Consider the following 21,002-nt stretch of genomic DNA (forward strand, 5'->3'; position numbering starts at 1 on the left):
GCCTATCTTTATTGTTAGGAGTCCTTATGATGACTTTACACTCTCGCGTTACCTGTACATTATTTCTGCTGGCTTGCGCTCATATGGGAGTAGCGGCAGAAACCCTATCCGTTAACGGTAAGCTAAAAGCAGGTATGGAATACCAGTCTAACGTCAACATCAGTGAACTTGAACAAGCCAGTGGTGAGTCGGATACGGCGACGGTTTTAGAGGGAGAAATCGATGCAGCTTGGCAAGTTAGCGACAATGTCCGCCTAGACAGTGGCTATAGTATTAATGACAAACGCTATCGAAATGCCAGTGCTTATGACAGTCGCTTACAGCTGGCTTTTATCGATGCGAGCTATGCCTTTGATAATCTAACACTGGGCAGCAGTGTCTATCTGGCTCAAGCTGATTTAGATGGCAGCGATTTTTTAGCGCTCAACCAATTTAGCGTGTATGCCATGCATAATCTTAGCGACAGCTGGTTTATTCGTCCCAGTGTAGTGTATGCCGACAAAGATTTTGCTCAGTTTGAATCGCGTGATGCTAGCAATAAAAGTGCTAATATCGATTCATTTTGGTTTTTTCAACAGGGCCAACGCTTTATCTCATTAGGCGCAACTTATGAGGATGAAGATACACTTGATAAAGCCTTTAGCTATCGCGCTAAAAGTATGAATATCCGCTTGTCTAATCAATTTGATTTATGGCACGTTGTACAAAAAATTCAACTAGGAATGAAATTAACTCAAAGAGATTATGCTTTGGCCATTAACGATAATAAACGTAACGATATACATCAACACATTGATGCTAAGTGGGAGTTAAATATTAATTCCACTTTTGCGCTGCTGACATCCGTTGAATATGGTTACTATCAGTCAATCTTGACCAGTGCAGATTATGATGAAACACGAGCAGGACTGATGTTACAAGCCAGTTTTTAAGGGCGTGTTACTACCCCATAACCAAATTGTGGATCTTTACCTGGTGCGCCTAAATCAATCACCTGCTGCTGTAATTGCAGCAACACCTGCTCCAATAGCAGCTCTGGTGTTGCAGCCAGCATACAGGCCACTTTGGCCGATACAACGGGCGTGGCCATTGAAGTGCCACTTTCAATACCCACGCTTCCATCTGCTCGGGTAGTCAACACCTTTACTCCTTGCGCCGCAAAATCAATGTAATCCCCCTGATTAGCCCAACGATATAATCCCAGCTGTTTATCTACCGCAGTGACGGCAATAACGTCTGAATATGCAGCTGGATATAATGGCTTAGCGGCTGGCCCACCGTTACCTGCTGCAGCCACTAAAATGGTCTTTGTTTCAGCTAAATGAGATACGACTTCATGTAATATTGGATTATCTGGTCCAGTCAAACTCATATTGATCACCCGCACCTGTTGACCTATTAACCAATTTAACGCCTGCAAGATACTGTCGAGTGTAGCCCCTTGTTGATACGCATTTTGGGCATAAAAGGCTCCTGCGCTGTATAAGGTTAATGACGGTAACAACGGCTTAAGTTGATCATTGTTACCCGCTAATACGCCTGCCACTGCGGTTCCGTGACTATATGAAGATGGGATATCATCAGTAAGAAAATTTTGTTGGATCAATACTAAGCGATCTTCGGCTATATGCAGCGCTTTATGCCGGGGCACAATCGCGGTATCTATCATGCCTAATCTTATCGGTCTATCGCACATCGCTGTCGTTTCACTTGAAACCACTTGCTGCACTGCCGTTATCTGATCCGTTGTCGCTTTGCCTACTTGGATAGCCGTTTCAGTACTCGCCTGCGCATCCGTAACTGTGTTTGCTTGATTAGCCGCTTGCGACTGGTATATATAATTTCGGCTTAAATAAGGTGCCAGTAGTGTAGGTAAGGTATAGCGTAATGCATCAACGCTATCAAGCTCGATCGGTACTTGTATTTTAACCAACTGTAAGCCTAACATTGCCAGTTCAGTGCGGCTTTGCACATACATTTCCAGCTCAGGAGTCGTCGTTAACAGCTGTTGCCATTGTGCTATGGATATTAACAATAGCCATTCACGCTCAACGGCGCGTAAACCATGTTCAACTTCAATATCGTTCCATACAGGCTGACCTGCGCTATTTAGCACAGGCACTACAGCAGGCAACTGTAATAAGGGGTCTAACAATGTCGCCTTTAGCGCTAATGTTTGCTGTAATTGCTGCTCCAGCAAACGTTGCTGCTTCAGTGCTTGTAAGCGCTCGGCGCTTCGGCTTACGCTTTGATCGAGTTTATCTATCACTGCAGCAGGAAGTGCTGGCACAGACAATAATTGCCCGTAAGACACTAAAGGTATGAGGGTTAAACTCAGTAATGCGAGTGAATATGCTGTCATTGTTCTCATTGATTTATCTACCTGCGCTGATAGTGTGTAAGATAAAAACGTCTGACAACAAAAAAAATTCCCTCCATGTTGGAATAACTTTGCCCATTGAACCGTTATCAGGGTAAAGAGGAGTATACCCTAAATATGAAACCCGAATTAATCCTACTGCTACCAGCATTAAGACGCTTTGCCTACTCATTAACGGGCTCAATGCATGATGCCGATGACTTGGTGCAAAATACCTTATTACGGATACTTAAATCGCCGCCACCGGAAGATGTTCTGTTAGCTAAATGGGCCTTTAAGATATGTCGAAATCAATGGATTGATGATTATCGCTCACAAAAAGTACGCACCTTAGCCACCAGTAAACCAGAACTGCAGGCAGAAAATTACACCGACGGTGAAGCGGACATCATTAACGATATCACCTTAGGTGAGGTGAATAGCGCGATGAACAATTTGTCTGATGATCAGCGTGAAGTATTATCGTTAATTGCTGTACAAGGCATGAGCTACAGTGAAGCGGCTGAGATACTCGCCATTCCAACAGGAACAATCATGAGCCGCCTAGCAAGAGCTCGATCCAACATGGTCAGCTTTTTTAAACAACCTAACGGGAGCATGGCATGAACCTCAGCGATGAAACCTTATCAGCCTTTTTAGATGCAGAACTACCAGAGCAAGACATGGAACAAGTCAGGCAAGCGATTGCCGATAATGAAGCGGTTGCCGAACGTTTAGCAGAACTGGCAATGGTTGATCCTATGGTACAAACATTCTATCAAGCCATTGACCAACAGCCCGTTCCAAAAGCCATTAGCACACTACTTGAAACGCCTAGTGCACCGTTTGAAGAGCCTAGCGCTACAGAGAGTAACATTGTAGCCTTTCCTTGGTGGCGCCAAGCACAGCAACAGGTGCAACATTATGCTGCAGCAGTTGCGGTTATCGCGCTAATAGCGGGTTATGGCGTATATCAACTAGACACGCCACTACTGACCAATACCACAACGGCAGGCATAGACCCAACCATAACAGAACAACTAACGCATTTACCAAGCGGTGTTATTGCATTGTTAGATGATGACAGCATCATGTCTATTCAACTCAGTTTTTATAATCAACAGGGAGATTTTTGTCGCCAGTATGGTTTGCAAGACCTAAGCCTGCGTAGCGAAAATATTGCCTGTCAGCAGCAGGGGCAATGGCAACAAGTCGCTAATATTGAATATACTATTAGCCAAGATCAGCAAGCTGAATACCAAACAGCTAGCGGCGGTTCTGCACTTGATAGCTTACTCGACAATATTATGGTTGGCGCGCCATTAACAACAGCACAAGAACAGCAAATACTTAGCAAGTTAACAGACTAATTCGCTATGAATTTTTACCTAAAAGGTTATGGACATGTATAAACTTGGCGCCATTGTCGCGGTATTACTCGTTACGCTAGTGGGCGGTTGTGTAAATACAACACCTAGAGTCAAATATACTCAAGCAGATGGCTATCGCTATATTGAGCATAAAATAACTGACAATTATTTTATGCTCAATATTGTCAGTAAAAATAAAACCAATATCGATGCTTACGCATTAACACAAGCATCAATGTTAACTGAGCAACAAGGTTACGATTGGTTTATTATTGTCGAACAAAGCGGGCTAATAACCACGCCATCGCGCGTTGAAAAGGTCATCGAAATACGCATGGGCACAGGAGTAAAACCATAAATTGGTTTACACTCTATTGCTATCCATAAAGCACATAAAGGATTTCACACACAATGTCTCGCCTAATCGAGCAACTCTCTTTGCGCATTCGTATCTCCGTTAAACGACCAAAATCGACTAACCACAATATCGCTATGATTAACTCAACATTGGGTAGGTTAGCAGGATCATTGATAGGATTAATAGTTGTTGCTACACCAGCTTATGCAGCAGCAACCGATATAACACCATTGCCACAAGCGGTAACCAACAACGCAATAGCGTTGGTGCAAAGCGATAAACACACTTACTTGTTGAGCTTTATGGGGCTAGGTAAAGCTAAAGATTATCAAGCTGTACATAACAAGGCATGGGCACTAAATTTAAACACCCCTAATGCCCAATGGCAAACTATTAAGCCGGTACCTCATGTTGCGCCTTTAGCGGGCAGGCTGGCATCGATTGCGATTGGCATTAACGATAAGGCGTATGTGTTTGGCGGTTATACCGTGGCCGACAATCATGACGAAATTAGCACAATTGATAATTACCAATACTCGATTAAGACCAATCAATATACTCGTATTGCCGACATGCCAGTGGCTGTTGATGACACCACTGCAGTAGCATATCAACAGCGTTACATCTATTTATTTGGCGGCTGGCACAACGACGGCAACGTCAATTTAGTCCAAGTGTATGACACCCAGACCAACACTTGGGCTCAAGCGAGCCCAATACCAGCACCGGCTGTATTTGGTCAAGCAGTAGGAATGGTAGGTCATCAGCTGGTGTTGTGCGACGGCGTAAAAGTACAAGCTAATATCAACGCGCGCCGCAGTTACCAAGCATCACCCGTGTGTTTGTATGGTGAGGTCAATCCAGATAATCATTTGCGAATTGATTGGCAATTACTGCCGCATTACTCTGTCGCGGCTAATATCAACGTAAGTAAATCTACAATAACTGAATCAAACGTCAACCCATCAATAGCAAACATAGCGGAATCAAACACTGCTGCAACTGCTACGGCTCATTACCGCATGGCAGCTACCGGGATTAAAACAGCAACTGGTGGCCAAATTGTATTTTTAGGCGGAAGTGATAATCCGTATAACTATTCAGGTATTGGTTATAACGGTGAACCTAGCGAACCAAACTCCTATGGTTATCGATTCGACTTGGCTACCAAGCAGTGGCTCGCACCGCAGACACTATCGCAGCCAAGCATGGATCACCGTGGGTTAGTGTGTTGGCAAGATAGCTTATTAAGAGTCGGCGGTATGCTACAGCAACAAAAAGTCAGTTCAAAAGTACTGCTAAGCACTTTGGCGCAAGGCGAGTCTTGTACTCAATAACGTATCAATTTTCGATTAATGTGTGAGTTAGCTAACAGATTAGTGGTGAATAAATTGAGCATTGTTAAAGATGCACATAAAATACATGTAAATTATGTGCACCTTTGGAATTGCCATGTTAACCGAACAAGCAGCACCCGCATTACAGCACTTATCATTAATTGATTTGATAGATCATATTGAAGCGACTCATCATCAATACATTCGTGAAACCGCCCCATTATTAGTGGAATACACAGATAAAATGGTTCGCGCACACGGTGATGATCACAGCGAGATAAAGCCTCTGGCACATGCGGTTAATGAGTTAATTGCCGAATTAATGCCGCACTTAATGAAAGAAGAACGCATTTTATTTCCGGCGATTAAATCGCTCAGCTTAGGCAAAACTGTTGATGGATGCTTTGGTCATATTAGTAATCCTATCAACATGATGTTGCATGAACACGATAATGCAGACCACATGTTGCAAACCATTCGAAACTTAACCAATAACTACACGCCACCTGCAGGTGTTTGCCATACGTGGCAAGCGTGTTATCGCACCTTGGCTGAATTTGATGCCGATTTGCAAATCCATATAGAGATTGAAAACACTTTATTATTCCCAAAAGCTTTAGCACTATAATCCTCCTAGGTTCCCCATTTTGAAGCAACTTCGAGATCATCCTTACGGATTTGCTTCCTTTTTTTTGCGAAACTTCATACAGTACATAATGAGTTTACCGTACTTCAATATGGAGCCTAAATGTCACCTCATCATTACCCAACCTTTGCCCTAGACGACATAGCAAACTTACATGAATCTGCCCAAGTTGAATTTAAGTTAGCAGGTGGAAGAGATGGTAATGGAATGTTGCCCGAAGGCATGTGGGAAAGCTACAGTGCTTTTGCCAACACCTTAGGCGGGGAAATTATTTTAGGGGTAAAAGAGCAGCAAGGTGACTTTACGATTGAGGGAATTATTAATCCGATGCCGATGCTCAGTGAAATTTGGGCAATTTTACATGACCCGAAAAAAATCAGTCACAATATTTTAGCGCCTACCGACGTACAAATTATCGAAATTATGGCTAAAAAGCTGATTCGTATCCATGTGCCCTGCGTGGATGTAAAACTCAGGCCCATCTATGTTGGCACCGATCCTTACAGCGGTACCTATTTTCGAGTGGGCGATGCCGATATGCATGCGAGCCGTGAGCAAGTTGAACAAATGAGCTTAAAAGCCGGTATCGATTTGAAGCTAAAGCAACTGAAGCAGTAAATCTAATTGGTTAATCTCGATATGCGGTAATACTGGTTGCGCCTTTTTATGCCGTTGCTGCATACATGGGTTTAGCCACGCACTTTGACAACCCGCCATTTTAGCTCCAGCGATATCAGACAACGGATGATCGCCCACATGCAATAACGCCGACGGCTTAATATCTAATTGACGACAAGCAAGGCTAAACATGTCGGCGGCAGGTTTCATTTTAACCCCATGGCCAGGATGTAGCACAAACTGCATCACCTTACCTAACCCAATGCGCTGGGTGTCGACATTACCATTAGTGATGCCGATTAGTCGGTACCGTTGGCTTAGGCGTTCTAGTAATCCCAGCACGTTATCATCAATAGTAAAATCACTGCGATGATGATGAAAGCATGTCATGCCATCTTGTGCACCTTGGCTGGCTTCAGTCTCACTATAACCAAAGTGCAAAAGACCTTGATGCAACATGGCATAGCGTGCTGCACTGGTATCATGAGCTAACTCTGGGTGTAGTTTGAACAGTGCATGTTTGAGTTGCTGCCATTGAGCGGTATCCCATGCAGTAGTGGCAGGATAGGCTTGATTAATTAACGAGAACAGCTGCTCACTGGCATGTATTACATAAGGAAGATTATTGTAGAGTGTATCGTCTAAATCAAAACTAATCGCGCTAAAAGGTTGTAGGCGTTGATATTGGATCATCGAAGCTTTAGGCAATTGCAAAGTCATTATTTCCCCCTGTCTTTTTTCGCTCTTGGATGCGCGTTATCGTACACTTTAGCAAGGTGTTGAAAATCTAAACTGGTGTAAATTTGTGTAGTTGATAAGTTCGCATGACCGAGTAACTCTTGTACTGCACGTAAATCTTGGCTTGATTCAAGCATATGAGTTGCAAACGAATGACGCAACTTATGTGGGTGAACTTTTACCGCCATGGCTTGCTCTTGTCCCCACTTAGCCATACGCGCTTGAATACTACGATGAGACAATCGCTTGCCTTGGCTGCTAACAAATAACGCATCCCCAGCTTCTACACAAGGTAACTGGTTACGGCAATTCAACCACGTTTTGATCGCGGTTAATGCCACTTGGCCAATGGGCACAACACGCTGTTTACTGCCCTTACCCATCACTTTAACTTCGCTTTGATCAAACTTAATGTCAACGCAATCTAAACTGGCTAACTCAGCTAAACGTAAGCCACTTGAATAAAATAATTCCATAATGGCTTTATCACGCAAGCTCAAAGGATCATCACCTTCTATGGACAATAAATGGCTGACAGCATCCACATCCATATTTTTCGGTAAGGGTTTATTTTGTTTAGGTGCGCTTAACGTCTGTGCCGGGTTTACGGTGACAGCATCTTCGCGCAGCAAAAAATCAAAAAATTGTTTTAAGGCAGATAAACACAAAGATAATGAACGGGGACTCAGCCCTTTACGGTGTAATGTAGCCAGTACTGCTTGCAGCTGATCACGGCTAACGTCAATCAGTTGAGTTGATTCAGCTAACATGTCTTCGACACGACGTAATTCAAACAGGTAGTTGCGTACGGTATAAGCAGAGAGCTGTCTTTCTGAAGACAAATGTTGGCTAAATATCGCTTGCCAGTCAGTTGGCTTCATCAAGATACTCCCAGATTGTAACGACCAAGACCGCCGTCATTTGAGCTTATTTCATCGTTGAAAAATGCTCATTTAAAACACATAGCTTAACGATTACATTTTCGGCAACATATGATCTAATAAACGACGCAACTGACTGAATAACAATGAGTCCATATCAGGATGGAAATGCGTTGGGTCTTTACTGGCTATAGCAAATATCACTTGGCCATTTTCATCAGATAATTTAGTTAATGCCACAGAACCAACTTCACTACCAAACAAACGTTTAGATTCTGATTGAGTTAACCGGCCAAAATAATAACCACTTTGAACCCGATGACGCCAAATTTTAGCTAATTCGCTGTCGATATCGTGCACAGTAATTAACCTGACATGACTAAAGCCAAACTCGTTTTTTAATCCTTCTGACAACACTAAACGCAGCTCACCCAAATCTTGGCTCGCAAGCATTTTAAACGACAACTCAGTATTATATTTGAATATTCTCTCATTATGAGTGGCGATATTCATTAACGAGGTAATTTCTTCTTCTAGCTGGCTAACACGTTGACGCAACAATTCTTGTCGACGTTCAACTAATGATACCGCGCCACGTTCCGCATGCGGTACACGCATGGCCACTAATAACTCAGGATAACGATTAAAAAAGTCAGGATTATCCAATAAGTATTCGCGGATCAACATTTCATCAAACGGAACTTGTTGTAAGCTAGCCATCATGTCGATGCCAAGATCTTGTCCAATTGAATTAATATCTTTTGCTTGTTCGCTGCTAACCGTATTGTCAGCGGCCACATTAGTCACACTGGCTTTTGAGGTAATGTCACTCATAGTTGTATTTGTCCATCATATACATGTTCTGCCGGTCCGGTCATCCATAACGGCTTACCCTCGCCTTCCCAATTTATGATTAAGCTACCACCTGGTAAATCGACTCTCACCTGTTTATCGAGCTTATCTTGCAATTGCCCAACCGCTGCCGCGGCACATGCTCCTGTACCGCATGCTAAGGTTTCTGCGGCGCCGCGCTCATACACACGTAACTTAATGTGCCCAGGATTAATCACTTGCATAAAGCCAACATTCACGCCTTTAGGAAAGCGCTCATGACGAGTCAAGCTACTGCCAATTTCATCTACGTTAACGGCTTGTACGTCTTCCACTTCAATCACACAATGTGGATTACCCATTGAAATGGCACCGCATAAATAAGTTTGCATCGGCGTTTGCAATAAATAGGTTTTTTCGCTTTTTTTAGCTTTAAATGGAATTTGGCTTGGCTCGATAACGGGAACGCCCATATTAACGGTCACGTTACCATCGCGCTCAATGCGTAAAGTTATTTTACCCGAATTAGTGCTCACGCGAATTTTATTCTTTTGCGTTAAACCTTTATTGCGAACAAAACGAGCAAAACAGCGAGCACCATTGCCACACTGTTCAACTTCACTGCCATCGGCATTAAAAATACGATAATGGAAATCTAAATCTGGATCATAAGGCGGCTCAACCAACAAAAGTTGATCAAAACCAATCCCAAAATTCCGATCGGCAAGACGGCGAATTTGTTCAGGCGAAAAAAACACATTTTGTGTTACGCCATCAACGACCATAAAGTCATTACCCAGTCCGTGCATCTTAGTGAAATGGATCACAAAAGTTTCCTTATAAAACGTTATGCCGCTAGCTTACTGCCTATGGCAATAAATGTTCGCCTTGCCAAAGTTGCTCTAGCGTTTCACGCTGACGAACAACAAAATCATTACCACCATCAACCATAATTTCAGCCACTCTTGGGCGAGAATTATAATTTGAGGCCATCGCAAAACCGTAAGCGCCACTTGAGCGTATCGCTAATAAGTCGCCTGATTTAACCGCTAACTGTCTGTCTTTACCCAGAAAGTCACCCGTTTCGCATACTGGACCTACAATATCATAAGCAAAGGTTGGCGCGTCATTTTGTTGTACCGGAATAATATTTTGCCATGCGCTATAAAGCGATGGGCGAATAAGATCATTCATTGCACCATCAACAATGGCAAAACGCTTATCACTATTTTCTTTCAGATAAAGCACTTGAGTGACGAAAATCCCTGCATTGGCAGCAATGGCACGACCTGGTTCAAAAATTAACTTCAATTTACGGCCATTTAAGCGATCAAGTAATGCTGCAGCATATACGTCTGGATGTGGCGGAGTTTCATTGTTATATGTCACCCCTAAACCGCCACCCACATCAAAATGTTCAATTTGAATGCCTAACTCGCCTAAGCGATCGATCAATGCAAGCATGCGGTCCATAGCATCTAAAAATGGCTTTATTTCGGTGAGCTGTGAACCAATATGGCAATCCACACCTTTAACATGTAAATGGACTAATTCTGCTGCACGGGCAAACACCACTTCGGCTTCTTCCATGGCAATGCCAAATTTATTTTCTTTAAGACCGGTCGAAATATATGGATGCGTACCGGCATCAACATCTGGATTAATGCGCAATGAAACTGGTGCCACTTTACCCAAGCGCCTCGCGACGTCATTAAGTTGTTCAAGTTCGGCACTCGACTCGACATTAAAACAGTAAATGCCAATATTCAGAGCTTGCTCCATTTCGGCAACGGTTTTACCCACACCAGAGAAAACCACTTTTTTAGGATCGCCGCCAGCTTGCAGCACACGCGAGAGTTCACCGCCAGAGACAATATCAAAACCACTGCCTAAGCGAGCCAATACATTTAATACCGCAAGGTTTGAATTCGCCTTCACTGCATAACAAATAAGATGCGGATGGTCAGCAACGGCATTATTAAAAGCATGCCAATGGCGCTCTAATGTGGCACGAGAATAAATGTACAACGGCGTACCGTGAGTGTTGGCCAGTTTTGCTACATCGCAGTCTTCTGCGAATAGTGAATTATTTTGATATGAAAAGTAATCCAAAATGCGGTCCCTTATAAATGCTATTCTTGTTGTGAAGTTGAAGGTTGAGAGTCGAGTTCCTCAGTTTGCTTTGGCACATCAGTGCTAGCAGGTTTTGGGGCGACTTTATTGGCCACCGGCTCGGGAGTTCTGTATAAAACGCCTTTTTGACCACATGCGGTTACGAATAGGCTAGCAAGCATAATAAATAAAAGCAGTCTCATTTTTTTCAACATCTGTGCATCTAGTGAATAATGGTCTTATAATCGCATTCATAACGCAGAAAGCAAAGGATAGAAATACATGGCTATTACAGATACTGAGTTTCATCGATTAGCCGATGAAATGTTTGGCGAAATAGAGAACGCGGTAGAAAAAGCGATTGACGAGCAAGATGCCGATGTTGATATCAACGCCAGTGGCAATGTTTTACAGCTGGCTTTTGAAGACAGTTCGCAAATCGTCATCAATAAACAAGAGCCTCTTCATGAAATTTGGCTGGCGACAAAATCAGGTGGTTATCACTTTAATTACAAAGATGGTAAATGGTTAGATACCCGTAATGGCTTGGAATTTATGTCTTTTGTGATTGATGCCATCAATAAACAAAGTGGCATTTTGCTCGAGATAAACGCATAAACCTCGTAAGAACTTAGTGTGTGATAGCACTAAGTGAGTCATTAAATTGTCATTGAGATTGGGCTTTTGCTTAAAATGCTGAGCCCATCTCATCTACTGACAAACCAAAAGGTATTACCGTTAACTTGCCTTCAATATCCACAAGCTGAAAAAACTGCGGCATATTAAACACAGGGGATCGTTGCTTTTGCTCGTCGAATACATACAAATGACTTTCTTTGGCAACAAAATCATTAATACTAGTGTGTTGGTATTGTAAATGTTCAAGCTGATTATGCTCGTCTGCAATGAACACATCGAGCGTTTGAAGACGTTCGCGTAAAAAATACTGCTTCGCCCCCATGGCGATGAACTTTTGGATCACCGATGGCGCATTCAAATGGGAATGGTCAGCTAAATCAGCATACGGCAACACAGACGAATTAAGATTTTCTGTACCTGTTGTGGAATCAATTTTACGATACATCATACCTAATGAATTGAAATGCATACTATAATGTTGATCGCCTATCGTTATCGGATGCATCAATGTATTTGTCTGATTGACCTTTTTCATTAAACCATAACAACGTAACAGTAAGGTTTTAAGTTGATTAAAAATCGGTTGTTTTAATTTTGCCGAGCAGCTAATAATTGATAAATCAACTTGCTCATTTGAACGTTTTAGCCCCAAAATAATAAATGAAATCGCTTCGAGCAATGCGGTTTTCCCATTAAAACGATGACTCTGCCATTCTCCCCAACTGTTTAAACAAACAACCGCCACCGATGACAACATACTGATTTTTGTCTGGCCGAAGGATAGAATGTTGGCATTAACATGTTCCAACATCAGTTCTTGTTCATTCAATTGAGTGGTCGGATCTTTATCCATATTGGTAATCAACACAATTTTTTGATAGCACCATGGTTCACATAAATCACGCTTATAGACCGTTGGTACATTGTGCATAACAGGGATAAGTTTACGCGTTAGGTAACTTAATTTATCTGTCCGCCTTTTACCTCGTCCAACTTGAAACCATTTAGTCTCTACCGTTGCGAGTCCATTCAACACTGACCAGGCAACTAAACTGCATATATTATCCGCATCGTGAATGGGATGATTATCGAACTCATTTCCTTGATTGTGCACAACAGCTTGAGACGGATCCTGTTCAATATAAGCTTGACGATATAAATAAAAACGTGATGCTTGCTTGCAATGAAAGATAGTCAACGATTTTTCAGCAGTCGATAAACTCCACAAGCGGTTCAGAGGCTGTAATAAATGTTCATCCTCACTAAAATAAGTGTGTAATTTACGCGCCAACAAGCCTAATTCTTCAACCCGCATACGTTCGCTTAGCGTTTGTTTTGAAGCAAATTTTAATAGATTCTTATAACTGACTAATAACAGTTCACTAAGTTGCTGATTGAACCATTTTAACTGACCTGCATGCCAATGAGGGCTATTATCCAATGTGGCCACTAACTCATGACTCCATGTCCACTGCTTAACCAGAGAGCTAATTTTTTCTACCCGCCAGTCCGCTGCACTATGAGGTGATAAACACGATAACGTGACACCCGATTTTAAGTAAAAACAACGCCTGACAATTTCTAAACGATTGTCATCACCTTGAGCAATCAAGTAGGCTTCAATACGCTGATAAAGCAGTAAGTAAGCATCGTTATCAACACTAAAATCTTGTTGTTCACAATATTGCCAAAGTTGTTGGGTAATCAGTGTTGTATGGGGGTATTCCGAGGCATAAGTTTCCAGCAACAACACTTTTAATAATGCTTTATGAGGCTTATTAAGCCCCTTATACAGTTGCCATAATGAGGCGCCAAAATATTCTGCCGCTGGCAAAGAATTGATATCGCCAAGATAAAGTAAATTGACATCAGACTCTGTATTTTGACTGTCGGCATCGGGCCACCAAGCAACAACTTTACCTGTAAGCCGAATGTGAGAACGGTAAAACTCTTCTAATAATAGCCAGTGCTGACTACTGCCACTATGTTCTAATCCTACTGGCTGACAATTATCAAATGCGCTGCATTCTCTAAATTGCATCGGATGCACCAGATAAAAGTTCACTTCAAACTCAAAACCTGCAAACCAGTCACTGATGAGTTTATTCTTATATTCAATTAATTTAAGCTGCTCTTGAGTCAATTGACTATTGTAAACCAGCCATATATCGACATCACTTTGTGGGTTCTGCCCAAAACTAGCGGTGCTTCCCATGGCATATACGCCTTCAAAAACACAATCACTTGGCTGGTTTGTCTCAGGAATAGATAAAGATAAGAAATCACATGCTGAAATTATCGCATCTGATAAGATAAAACCGTGGACACCACACGGTGTGTCAGGATCAATAATACCGGGAACATCAATTTGATTATGGTGTATTAGGAAGGGAATAAGATGAAATAAATGTTGCTGCAAATTAGTAAGTACATTAAGTGCTCGAGCTAATCTGGTGCAATTTAGTTTTTCAGCTAAATCCTTTTGATAATGTGCCGTTTTATCGGTCAAGGCTGACTTCCTTTTTCTTTCTCTAATACAACTATCTGGTAACTACTCATTATAAAAGACTAACCGTTAATGGCCATTATTGCCAATCAAGATCACACTTTTGCTTAAATAGTGATCGTCGCAACATTTGTTTTTGTTTAACTCGTCACTAACAAACAATAGTAATCAAAAATAAGCCCTACACACTTCAAACAATTACCATCGATTTGTTACATCAAAGCTTGAGCGATGATAGCATTACCTTAATGAGGCTATCTGATGGATCTACTACCATGTCTGAAAATATAATTCGTATCGCAACACGTAAAAGTCCACTTGCAATGTGGCAAGCTGAATTTGTTAAAGCTGAGCTTGAGCGTATTCATCCTGGACTAACCGTTGAGTTATTACCAATGAGTACTAAAGGTGATGTCATTTTAGATACTCCTTTAGCTAAAATCGGTGGCAAAGGCCTGTTTGTTAAAGAGCTGGAAGTTGCCATGCTTGAAAATCGTGCCGATATTGCAGTGCACTCCATGAAAGACTTACCGGTAGAGTTTCCAGAAGGTTTAGGTTTACAAGTTATATGTGAACGTGAAGACCCGCGTGATGCATTTGTGTCTAACAGTTATAAATCTATCAGCGAATTGCCACAAGGCGCGGTGGTAGGTACATCCAGTTTACGCCGTCAGTGCCAAATTAGAGCTGCTCGTCCTGATTTAGTTATCAAAGATTTACGCGGAAATGTCGGTACCCGTTTAGCCAAGCTAGACAGCGGTGATTATGATGCAATTATTCTAGCAGCCGCCGGATTAATTCGTTTAAAGCTAAAGGAACGTATCGCTAACTTTATTTCTGCCGAAGAATCACTGCCTGCTAATGGCCAAGGTGCCGTAGGAATTGAGTGCCGTACTGATGATGTGCGCGTTAAAACGTTATTAGCACCACTTGAACATTTAGAAACCCGTTATAGAGTACTTGCTGAGCGAGCAATGAATACTCGTTTAGAAGGCGGATGCCAAGTCCCTATCGGTGCTTTTGCTGAAATAAACGGTGATAACTTAACTCTACGAGGTTTAGTTGGTAATCCTGATGGTAGCCAAATAATTGTAGGTACTGTCTCCGGCTCTAAAACCGATGCGGTTGCACTTGGGGAGTCTCTTGCAGAGGATTTACTGAGTCGCGGTGCTAAAACTATTTTAGATGCCGTGTATGCCAGTTAATCTTGTGTCATCAAGATAACAGACCATGAAAGTCTTGTTAACGCGCCCACAAGGGCGCAATCAAGCAATGCAAGAGCAACTCTCGCAGCGAGACGTTGCTTATCTTGTTACTCCGCTATTATCGGTTGTAGAAACCACAGAACAACTCGATCCTACCCACTTAAATAACACTGACAACTTACTATTTATTAGCACTAATTCAGTGGACTTTGCTGCGCAAAAATTACAACAACAATTTCCGACTCATTGTCGTTATTTTGCAGTAGGTCAAGCTACGGCAGATAGTCTAGCTCAATACAATATCAATGCTTTTACCTCACCTGAAGACAATCAAGATAGTGAAGGTTTATTATCGCTAGCTCAATTACAGAATGTCGATAAACAATCATTTATCATTGTTCGGGGTTTAGGCGGACGAGAAACACTTGCGGAGCAGTTACGACTGCGAGGCGCCAATGTTAACTATTGGCAAGTCTATCAACGAGCCATACCAAAACTTGATGCTAAAGCGATAACTCAGCAGTGGGAATCGTTTGGAATTGACACCATCGTTGTCACCAGCGGTGAAATATTATCCAACTTAGTTGAGCTTGTACCAAAAGAATTATTTGCATGGCTACGTGCATGTCATATTATAGTCCCCAGTAATCGCGTCGAATTACAAGCAAAAGCAATGGGCTTAAGCCACATTACCAATGCAAATGGAGCAAATACTCAAGCTATACTAGCGAGTCTTGCGTTATAATTTGTTATTGTATTGTTATCTTGCATCGACACGCATTTATTAATATTGCTTTTATTGGTTGTATTTTTGCTTTCAAGGACTGTTCATGGAAAACAATAAAAAAGATCCAAACCCGCCAGCTCACAAGGATGAGAAAGTAATTTCTCCTGCACCAAGTCCTGTAGAAAAACCGGCACAGACCAAAAAAGGCAATGCAACCAGCCAAAAATCTGCTGACAGCAAAACCAATAATAACCAGGCAAACTCCTCTGCTAATTCACCTGTAAATAATAGTCGACGCAAAGCGAAACCTAGTTCTTGGTGGATCCGTCTTGGAGTACTGTTCAGTTTACTCGTAGCAATAGTGGCTATTGCAGCTTGTTATTGGCTGTATTTGCAACTGGATCAACAAAGTAATGGCCAAACTCAGTTAGGGCAAAATATCTCTGAGCAAGTAACCCAAAATAAATCGTTAAAATATGAATTACAGCAAACGGCAATGGCAACGAATAAACGCATTGGCACGTTAGAGCAACAACAACTGAATGATACCAAAGCTTATGCGAAATTAGCCCAACTGCAGCAGTCGAATAAACAATTGCAAGAGCGTGTTGCGGTGATTGCACAGCGCAGCCCTAACCATTGGATGGCATCAGAAGCTGAATACCTTGTACGCATGGCGGGTAGAAAACTGTGGTTAGAAAACGATCCACAAACCGCTATTGGTTTATTACAATCGGCAGATGAACGCATTAGTGCGATGAAAGATCCTGCATTAACAGTATTACGCAAAGCGTTAGCAGATGACATCACCAAAGTTAAAGCATTAAAAACGACTGACATCACCAATACTATCTTTGACTTAGATACCCTTATTGATGGCTTAACACAATTACCATTAAATCGTGTTGATGAAAATTTTGCTGACAATAAAAGCACTCAACAAGTAACTGATTCAATTGATGACTGGCAACAGAATTTGGCCCGAACTTGGCACGATTTAACTGATGGATTCATCACTATCCGTAAACGGACTACTGATCTAGAACCACTATTATCACCTGAGCAGCAATGGTATTTGGTCGAAAATATTCGCAACAAATTATTGCAAGCACAATTAGCATTGTACCGATTTGATCAACTGAATTATCAACACTCTATTTCATTAGCAGACAAGTGGTTACAACAGTATTTTGACTTAAGTGATCCAAAGACCAAAACAATGATTGCGTCTTTAGATAAGCTTGCCAAAGTTAACATCGAGAAGATTACCCTCAATAAATTTCAAGCATCGCCACTACTGCAGCAACTGGTTATCTATGGTGAAATTATGCCTACTGGGGAGCCTACGCAATGATTAAGACGCTAGTTTATGTTGTTCTCATTTTAATTGGACTGTGTCTTAGTCCACTCATTATTGGGCAAAGCGGTTACATTTACATCGCGATGGGTGACTATCAGATAGAAACCAGCTTAGTGACAGGTGTTGTTGGCTTAATTGTGTTTTATTTTGCGCTGCAATTACTCGAATGGTTAATCATCTTGTTATTAAATATCGTATTAAGTAGCCGATATCTTCCTGAGCAATGGCGAAGAAAAGCCGCTAAAAAACATACGTTAATCGGCGCTTTAGCGTTGGCAGAAGAAGATTGGTCAGCAGCAGAAAAAGCCATGGCAAAAGGGGCTGAAAAAGGTGAAATTCCGGTATTAAATCTATTTGCAGCAGCTAGAGCGGCACACTATCAAGGTGATATTACAGCTCGCGATCATTATTTAACTCAAGCTGAGAAAAACCCAATTGCAAAAACAGCGGTTTATACTTCGCGTACCCGTTATTTAATGAAACAAGGTGAACTGATTAAGGCCCGTGCAATATTAGATAAGCTGAACCCTACAAGCAAAAGTAGCTCCCCAGTGCTTAAATTGGCACAAGAATTATATCAACAACAACACGATTGGCAGGCATTGAAGTTGTTGTTACCAATTCTTAAAAAGCGTCAATTATTAGCTGAAACAGAGTTCAACCAATTAAATACTAAGACCAACAGTATTTTAATGATCAATGCAGCAAAAGTATCTGAAGCTGAGTTAACTAAATGTTGGCATTGGTTAAATAAGTCAGAACGTAAAGAGGATGAACTTATATTAGCTTATGCTCATGGACTTGTTCAGTATGGTCATAAAGATCAAGCGCTAAAGTTAATTAATAAACAACTCAATGCTTCGCCATCAGCAGCGTTATTTACAGCAATACCTGATTTAATTACCGCTCAAGATCAAGATATACGTAAATTACTCAGTAAATTAGAAACCACTCATGAAAATGATGCTGACTATCAAATGTGCCTTGCAAGACTAGCGATTCAGAGTCGGGATACTAAACAAGCCAAAATTCATTGGCAAAATGTATGTCGCATAGCACCAACCCATCAATCATGGCTGGCTTTAGCCCAAGCACAAGAACAGTTAGGCGAAAATTCGACAGCGGCTCATAGCTATCGCAATGCAGCTAATATTCTGTAAACAATAAGTATTATTTTTGTACACATCCAAAGCCTGCAATCTTGCAGGCTTTTTTGTCATCAATTTGTTCATTTTATGTTATATCTGCCGATATAATGGTGGCAGAGCTAATCCGTAATTGTGAACTTTTTATGACGGAGAAACGTGTGGTATCAGTTTATGCTCTGTGGTATTTATCTATTTTATAACTCTATCTTCAATAATATATTTAACGTTGGTACAACGTCAAAAAATTGACTACTTTAGCAGCGGATGATATTATTAACATATTGTGTCTAAATTAATTTTAATGTTAATACTAGTATTTAATTAAGCATATATTATGCATATTAATGTATTGGTATTATAAGTGTATTAAAGCTGTTGGGAGCTTCAAATGGGATCAATGACTACGTCAAAAAATGGAATACTTTCTGCTTCGGAAGGTTCAGTAACAATAACGATTAACAATGAAACTAAGGAACTACAACTCGGTCAAGTTGTGCCGACTGGTGCAATAGTTGCCAGCAGTAATAACCTTGGTTTCGTGATTACGTTTGATGACGGCACTATTTTTAATAGCGCTAACATTCCTAATGACGAATCGATTAATACATTAGCCGATAACATCGATGATACCGTGGTTGAACAAGTAGCAGATCAACAAGCTTTAGATGAAATCGAAGCTTTACAGGCATTGATTGCGTCTGGAGAAGACCCAACTGCAGATTTACCAGAAACCGCGGCTGGCACCCCAACGGCCAACCAAGGTGATTTTGGTTATGTTGCTGTAACAAGAGATGGTGACGAAACACTTGCGGATTCTGGCTACGACACAACCGGACAAGCTGCTGCCCCAACAGCAGTCATTCAAGAGGAAGCTCTTACTGAAAATGATTCCCCATCAGTATTATTAAATGACACTATTACAGTCGGCGAAGATCAAGTTGCTTCTGGCAATGTGTTAGCTAATGACACCGATGCCGACACAGATTTAAGCGTCGTGACATTTGAAGTTGACGGCCAGACCTATCCTGCAGGCACTGAAGTCACGCTTGAGGGTGGTGTGCTAATCATCAATGAAGATGGCTCTTATACCTTCACTCCAAATGAAAACTGGAACGGTACAGTTCCTGTTATTACTTACACCACCAATACTGGTGTTACCGCTACATTAACTATTGAAATCACCCCAGTTGATGATGTCTCTGTACTTGTTAATGACACCAATACTGTTGCAGAAGATACTGTCGCAACGGGTAACGTATTAGATAACGACGGTGATGTTGATTCAGATTTAAGCGTGGTGACATTTGAAGTTGACGGCCAAACCTATCCTGCCGGCACTGAAGTCACACTAGATGGTGGTGTGCTGATCATCAATGAAGATGGCTCTTATACCTTCACTCCAAATGAAAACTGGAACGGTACCGTTCCTGTTATTACCTACACCACCAATACTGGTGTTACCGCAACATTAACCATTGAAGTAACACCCGCTGATGATGTCTCTGTACTTGTTAATGACAGCAATAGTGTTGCAGAAGATACTGTCGCCACAGGTAACGTATTAGATAATGACGGTGATGTTGATTCAGATTTAAGCGTGGTGACATTTGAAGTTGACGGCCAAATCTATCCTGCTGGCACAGAAGTCACACTTGAGGGCGGTGTACTGATCATCAATGAAGATGGCTCTTATACCTTCACCCCAAATGAAAACTGGAACGGTCAAGTTCCTGTCATTACTTACACGACTAACACTGGTGAAACAGCAACATTAACCATTGAAGTAACGCCAGCCAACGATGCGCCTACCATTGATGTGGTCGCCAATGACTTTACTGAAAACAGCGCCGTTGATGGCGATGTGGCAGCAACCTACACCACCTTTGATGAAGACGGCGATTTACTGACGGTTGACTTTACTCCTGGCAGCAATGACGACGGTTACTACGCGTTGGTTAACGGCGAAGTGGTATTAACCCAAGCGGGTGCTGACTTGGTTAACAACGGCGGCACGCTGCCGGCGGTTGATTTAACCGTCTCTGATGGCAGCTTAACGGGCCAAGACAGTGATACTCCGGTGATCACTCCGACCAACGATGCGCCTACCATTGATGTGGTCGCCAATGACTTTACTGAAAACAGCGCCGTTGATGGCGATGTGGCAGCA

21 protein-coding genes are annotated in these 21,002 nt (G+C 41.9%); 13 read left to right on the top strand and 8 right to left on the bottom strand.

What is annotated here, in order from left to right; translation table 11 throughout:
* Window positions 1-26 precede the first annotated feature (26 nt).
* On the top strand, window positions 27-932 hold the full coding sequence (locus tag AAEY98_RS19505; RefSeq protein WP_192115378.1) for a surface lipoprotein assembly modifier: 906 nt from the start codon (window positions 27-29) through the stop codon (window positions 930-932).
* Here the strand turns inward: AAEY98_RS19505 and AAEY98_RS19510 are convergent.
* Entirely contained in the window at window positions 929-2,362 is a 1,434-nt protein-coding gene (locus AAEY98_RS19510; RefSeq protein WP_351018960.1) for a S8 family serine peptidase, read from the bottom strand. The genes AAEY98_RS19505 and AAEY98_RS19510 overlap by 4 nt on opposite strands.
* Window positions 2,363-2,497: 135 nt before the next feature.
* Here AAEY98_RS19510 and AAEY98_RS19515 point away from each other — a divergent pair, with 135 nt between their 5' ends.
* The 6 genes from AAEY98_RS19515 to AAEY98_RS19540 all read left to right on the top strand — a co-directional run bounded on the left by AAEY98_RS19515 (window position 2,498) and on the right by AAEY98_RS19540 (window position 6,688).
* Complete coding sequence (locus AAEY98_RS19515; protein ID WP_101086273.1) at window positions 2,498-2,986, top strand: RNA polymerase sigma factor; 489 nt, start codon at window positions 2,498-2,500, stop codon at window positions 2,984-2,986.
* The gene (locus AAEY98_RS19520) at window positions 2,983-3,729 is read left to right on the top strand and encodes an anti-sigma factor family protein (protein ID WP_192115375.1); all 747 of its coding nucleotides are present in this window, start codon (window positions 2,983-2,985) and stop codon (window positions 3,727-3,729) included. The genes AAEY98_RS19515 and AAEY98_RS19520 overlap by 4 nt, the downstream gene beginning before the upstream one ends.
* A 34-nt stretch (window positions 3,730-3,763) precedes the next feature.
* A complete protein-coding gene (locus AAEY98_RS19525) occupies window positions 3,764-4,087 on the top strand; it encodes a CC0125/CC1285 family lipoprotein (RefSeq protein WP_192115374.1) in 324 nt (107 codons plus the stop codon).
* 53 nt (window positions 4,088-4,140) lie between these two features.
* Complete coding sequence (locus AAEY98_RS19530) at window positions 4,141-5,424, top strand: Kelch repeat-containing protein (protein ID WP_243756250.1); 1,284 nt, start codon at window positions 4,141-4,143, stop codon at window positions 5,422-5,424.
* A gap of 115 nt (window positions 5,425-5,539) precedes the next feature.
* Entirely contained in the window at window positions 5,540-6,052 is a 513-nt protein-coding gene (locus AAEY98_RS19535) for a hemerythrin domain-containing protein (RefSeq protein ID WP_432346163.1), read from the top strand.
* 120 nt (window positions 6,053-6,172) lie between these two features.
* Window positions 6,173-6,688 (top strand): AlbA family DNA-binding domain-containing protein, encoded by a 516-nt coding sequence (locus tag AAEY98_RS19540; RefSeq protein WP_011635938.1) that lies wholly within the window; start codon window positions 6,173-6,175, stop codon window positions 6,686-6,688.
* Here AAEY98_RS19540 and AAEY98_RS19545 read toward each other — a convergent pair.
* The 6 genes from AAEY98_RS19545 to lptM form a co-directional block, all read right to left on the bottom strand.
* Complete coding sequence (locus AAEY98_RS19545) at window positions 6,668-7,408, bottom strand: HAD-IA family hydrolase (RefSeq protein ID WP_153009457.1); 741 nt, start codon at window positions 7,406-7,408, stop codon at window positions 6,668-6,670. The two genes, AAEY98_RS19540 and AAEY98_RS19545, sit on opposite strands and share 21 nt — an antisense overlap.
* Window positions 7,408-8,307 (bottom strand): tyrosine recombinase XerC, encoded by a 900-nt coding sequence (gene xerC, locus AAEY98_RS19550; RefSeq protein ID WP_192115373.1) that lies wholly within the window; start codon window positions 8,305-8,307, stop codon window positions 7,408-7,410. The genes AAEY98_RS19545 and xerC overlap by 1 nt, the downstream gene beginning before the upstream one ends.
* Before the next feature lie 93 nt (window positions 8,308-8,400).
* The gene (locus AAEY98_RS19555; RefSeq protein WP_192115779.1) at window positions 8,401-9,027 is read right to left on the bottom strand and encodes a DUF484 family protein; all 627 of its coding nucleotides are present in this window, start codon (window positions 9,025-9,027) and stop codon (window positions 8,401-8,403) included.
* A gap of 110 nt (window positions 9,028-9,137) precedes the next feature.
* A complete protein-coding gene (gene dapF, locus AAEY98_RS19560; RefSeq protein ID WP_059747101.1) occupies window positions 9,138-9,965 on the bottom strand; it encodes a diaminopimelate epimerase in 828 nt (275 codons plus the stop codon).
* Window positions 9,966-10,005: 40 nt separating this feature from the next.
* A complete protein-coding gene (lysA, locus tag AAEY98_RS19565) occupies window positions 10,006-11,250 on the bottom strand; it encodes a diaminopimelate decarboxylase (protein ID WP_162022196.1) in 1,245 nt (414 codons plus the stop codon).
* A gap of 20 nt (window positions 11,251-11,270) precedes the next feature.
* The gene (gene lptM / locus AAEY98_RS19570; protein WP_351018968.1) at window positions 11,271-11,465 is read right to left on the bottom strand and encodes an LPS translocon maturation chaperone LptM; all 195 of its coding nucleotides are present in this window, start codon (window positions 11,463-11,465) and stop codon (window positions 11,271-11,273) included.
* 67 nt (window positions 11,466-11,532) lie between these two features.
* Between lptM and cyaY the strand changes: the two genes are divergently transcribed.
* Entirely contained in the window at window positions 11,533-11,868 is a 336-nt protein-coding gene (cyaY, locus tag AAEY98_RS19575) for an iron donor protein CyaY (protein WP_101086282.1), read from the top strand.
* A 70-nt stretch (window positions 11,869-11,938) separates the two neighbouring features.
* On the opposite strand, the gene AAEY98_RS19580 is transcribed toward cyaY, so the two are convergent.
* Window positions 11,939-14,398 (bottom strand): class I adenylate cyclase, encoded by a 2,460-nt coding sequence (locus tag AAEY98_RS19580; protein WP_351018971.1) that lies wholly within the window; start codon window positions 14,396-14,398, stop codon window positions 11,939-11,941.
* 272 nt (window positions 14,399-14,670) lie between these two features.
* Here AAEY98_RS19580 and hemC point away from each other — a divergent pair, with 272 nt between their 5' ends.
* From hemC to AAEY98_RS19605, 5 genes are all read left to right on the top strand, one after another.
* Entirely contained in the window at window positions 14,671-15,600 is a 930-nt protein-coding gene (gene hemC / locus AAEY98_RS19585) for a hydroxymethylbilane synthase (RefSeq protein WP_162022194.1), read from the top strand.
* Window positions 15,601-15,625: 25 nt separating this feature from the next.
* The gene (locus AAEY98_RS19590; RefSeq protein ID WP_351018974.1) at window positions 15,626-16,345 is read left to right on the top strand and encodes a uroporphyrinogen-III synthase; all 720 of its coding nucleotides are present in this window, start codon (window positions 15,626-15,628) and stop codon (window positions 16,343-16,345) included.
* An 85-nt stretch (window positions 16,346-16,430) separates the two neighbouring features.
* Complete coding sequence (locus AAEY98_RS19595) at window positions 16,431-17,681, top strand: uroporphyrinogen-III C-methyltransferase (protein ID WP_192115371.1); 1,251 nt, start codon at window positions 16,431-16,433, stop codon at window positions 17,679-17,681.
* The gene (locus AAEY98_RS19600) at window positions 17,678-18,847 is read left to right on the top strand and encodes a heme biosynthesis HemY N-terminal domain-containing protein (RefSeq protein WP_192115370.1); all 1,170 of its coding nucleotides are present in this window, start codon (window positions 17,678-17,680) and stop codon (window positions 18,845-18,847) included. Before AAEY98_RS19595 ends, AAEY98_RS19600 begins: the two co-directional genes overlap by 4 nt.
* 376 nt (window positions 18,848-19,223) lie before the next feature.
* A partial coding sequence (locus tag AAEY98_RS19605) for a retention module-containing protein (RefSeq protein WP_351018979.1) occupies window positions 19,224-21,002 on the top strand: 1,779 nt, incomplete at its 3' end.

It is taken from the genome of Shewanella sp. AC91-MNA-CIBAN-0169, from assembly GCF_040310165.1.
Lineage (GTDB): Bacteria > Pseudomonadota > Gammaproteobacteria > Enterobacterales > Shewanellaceae > Shewanella.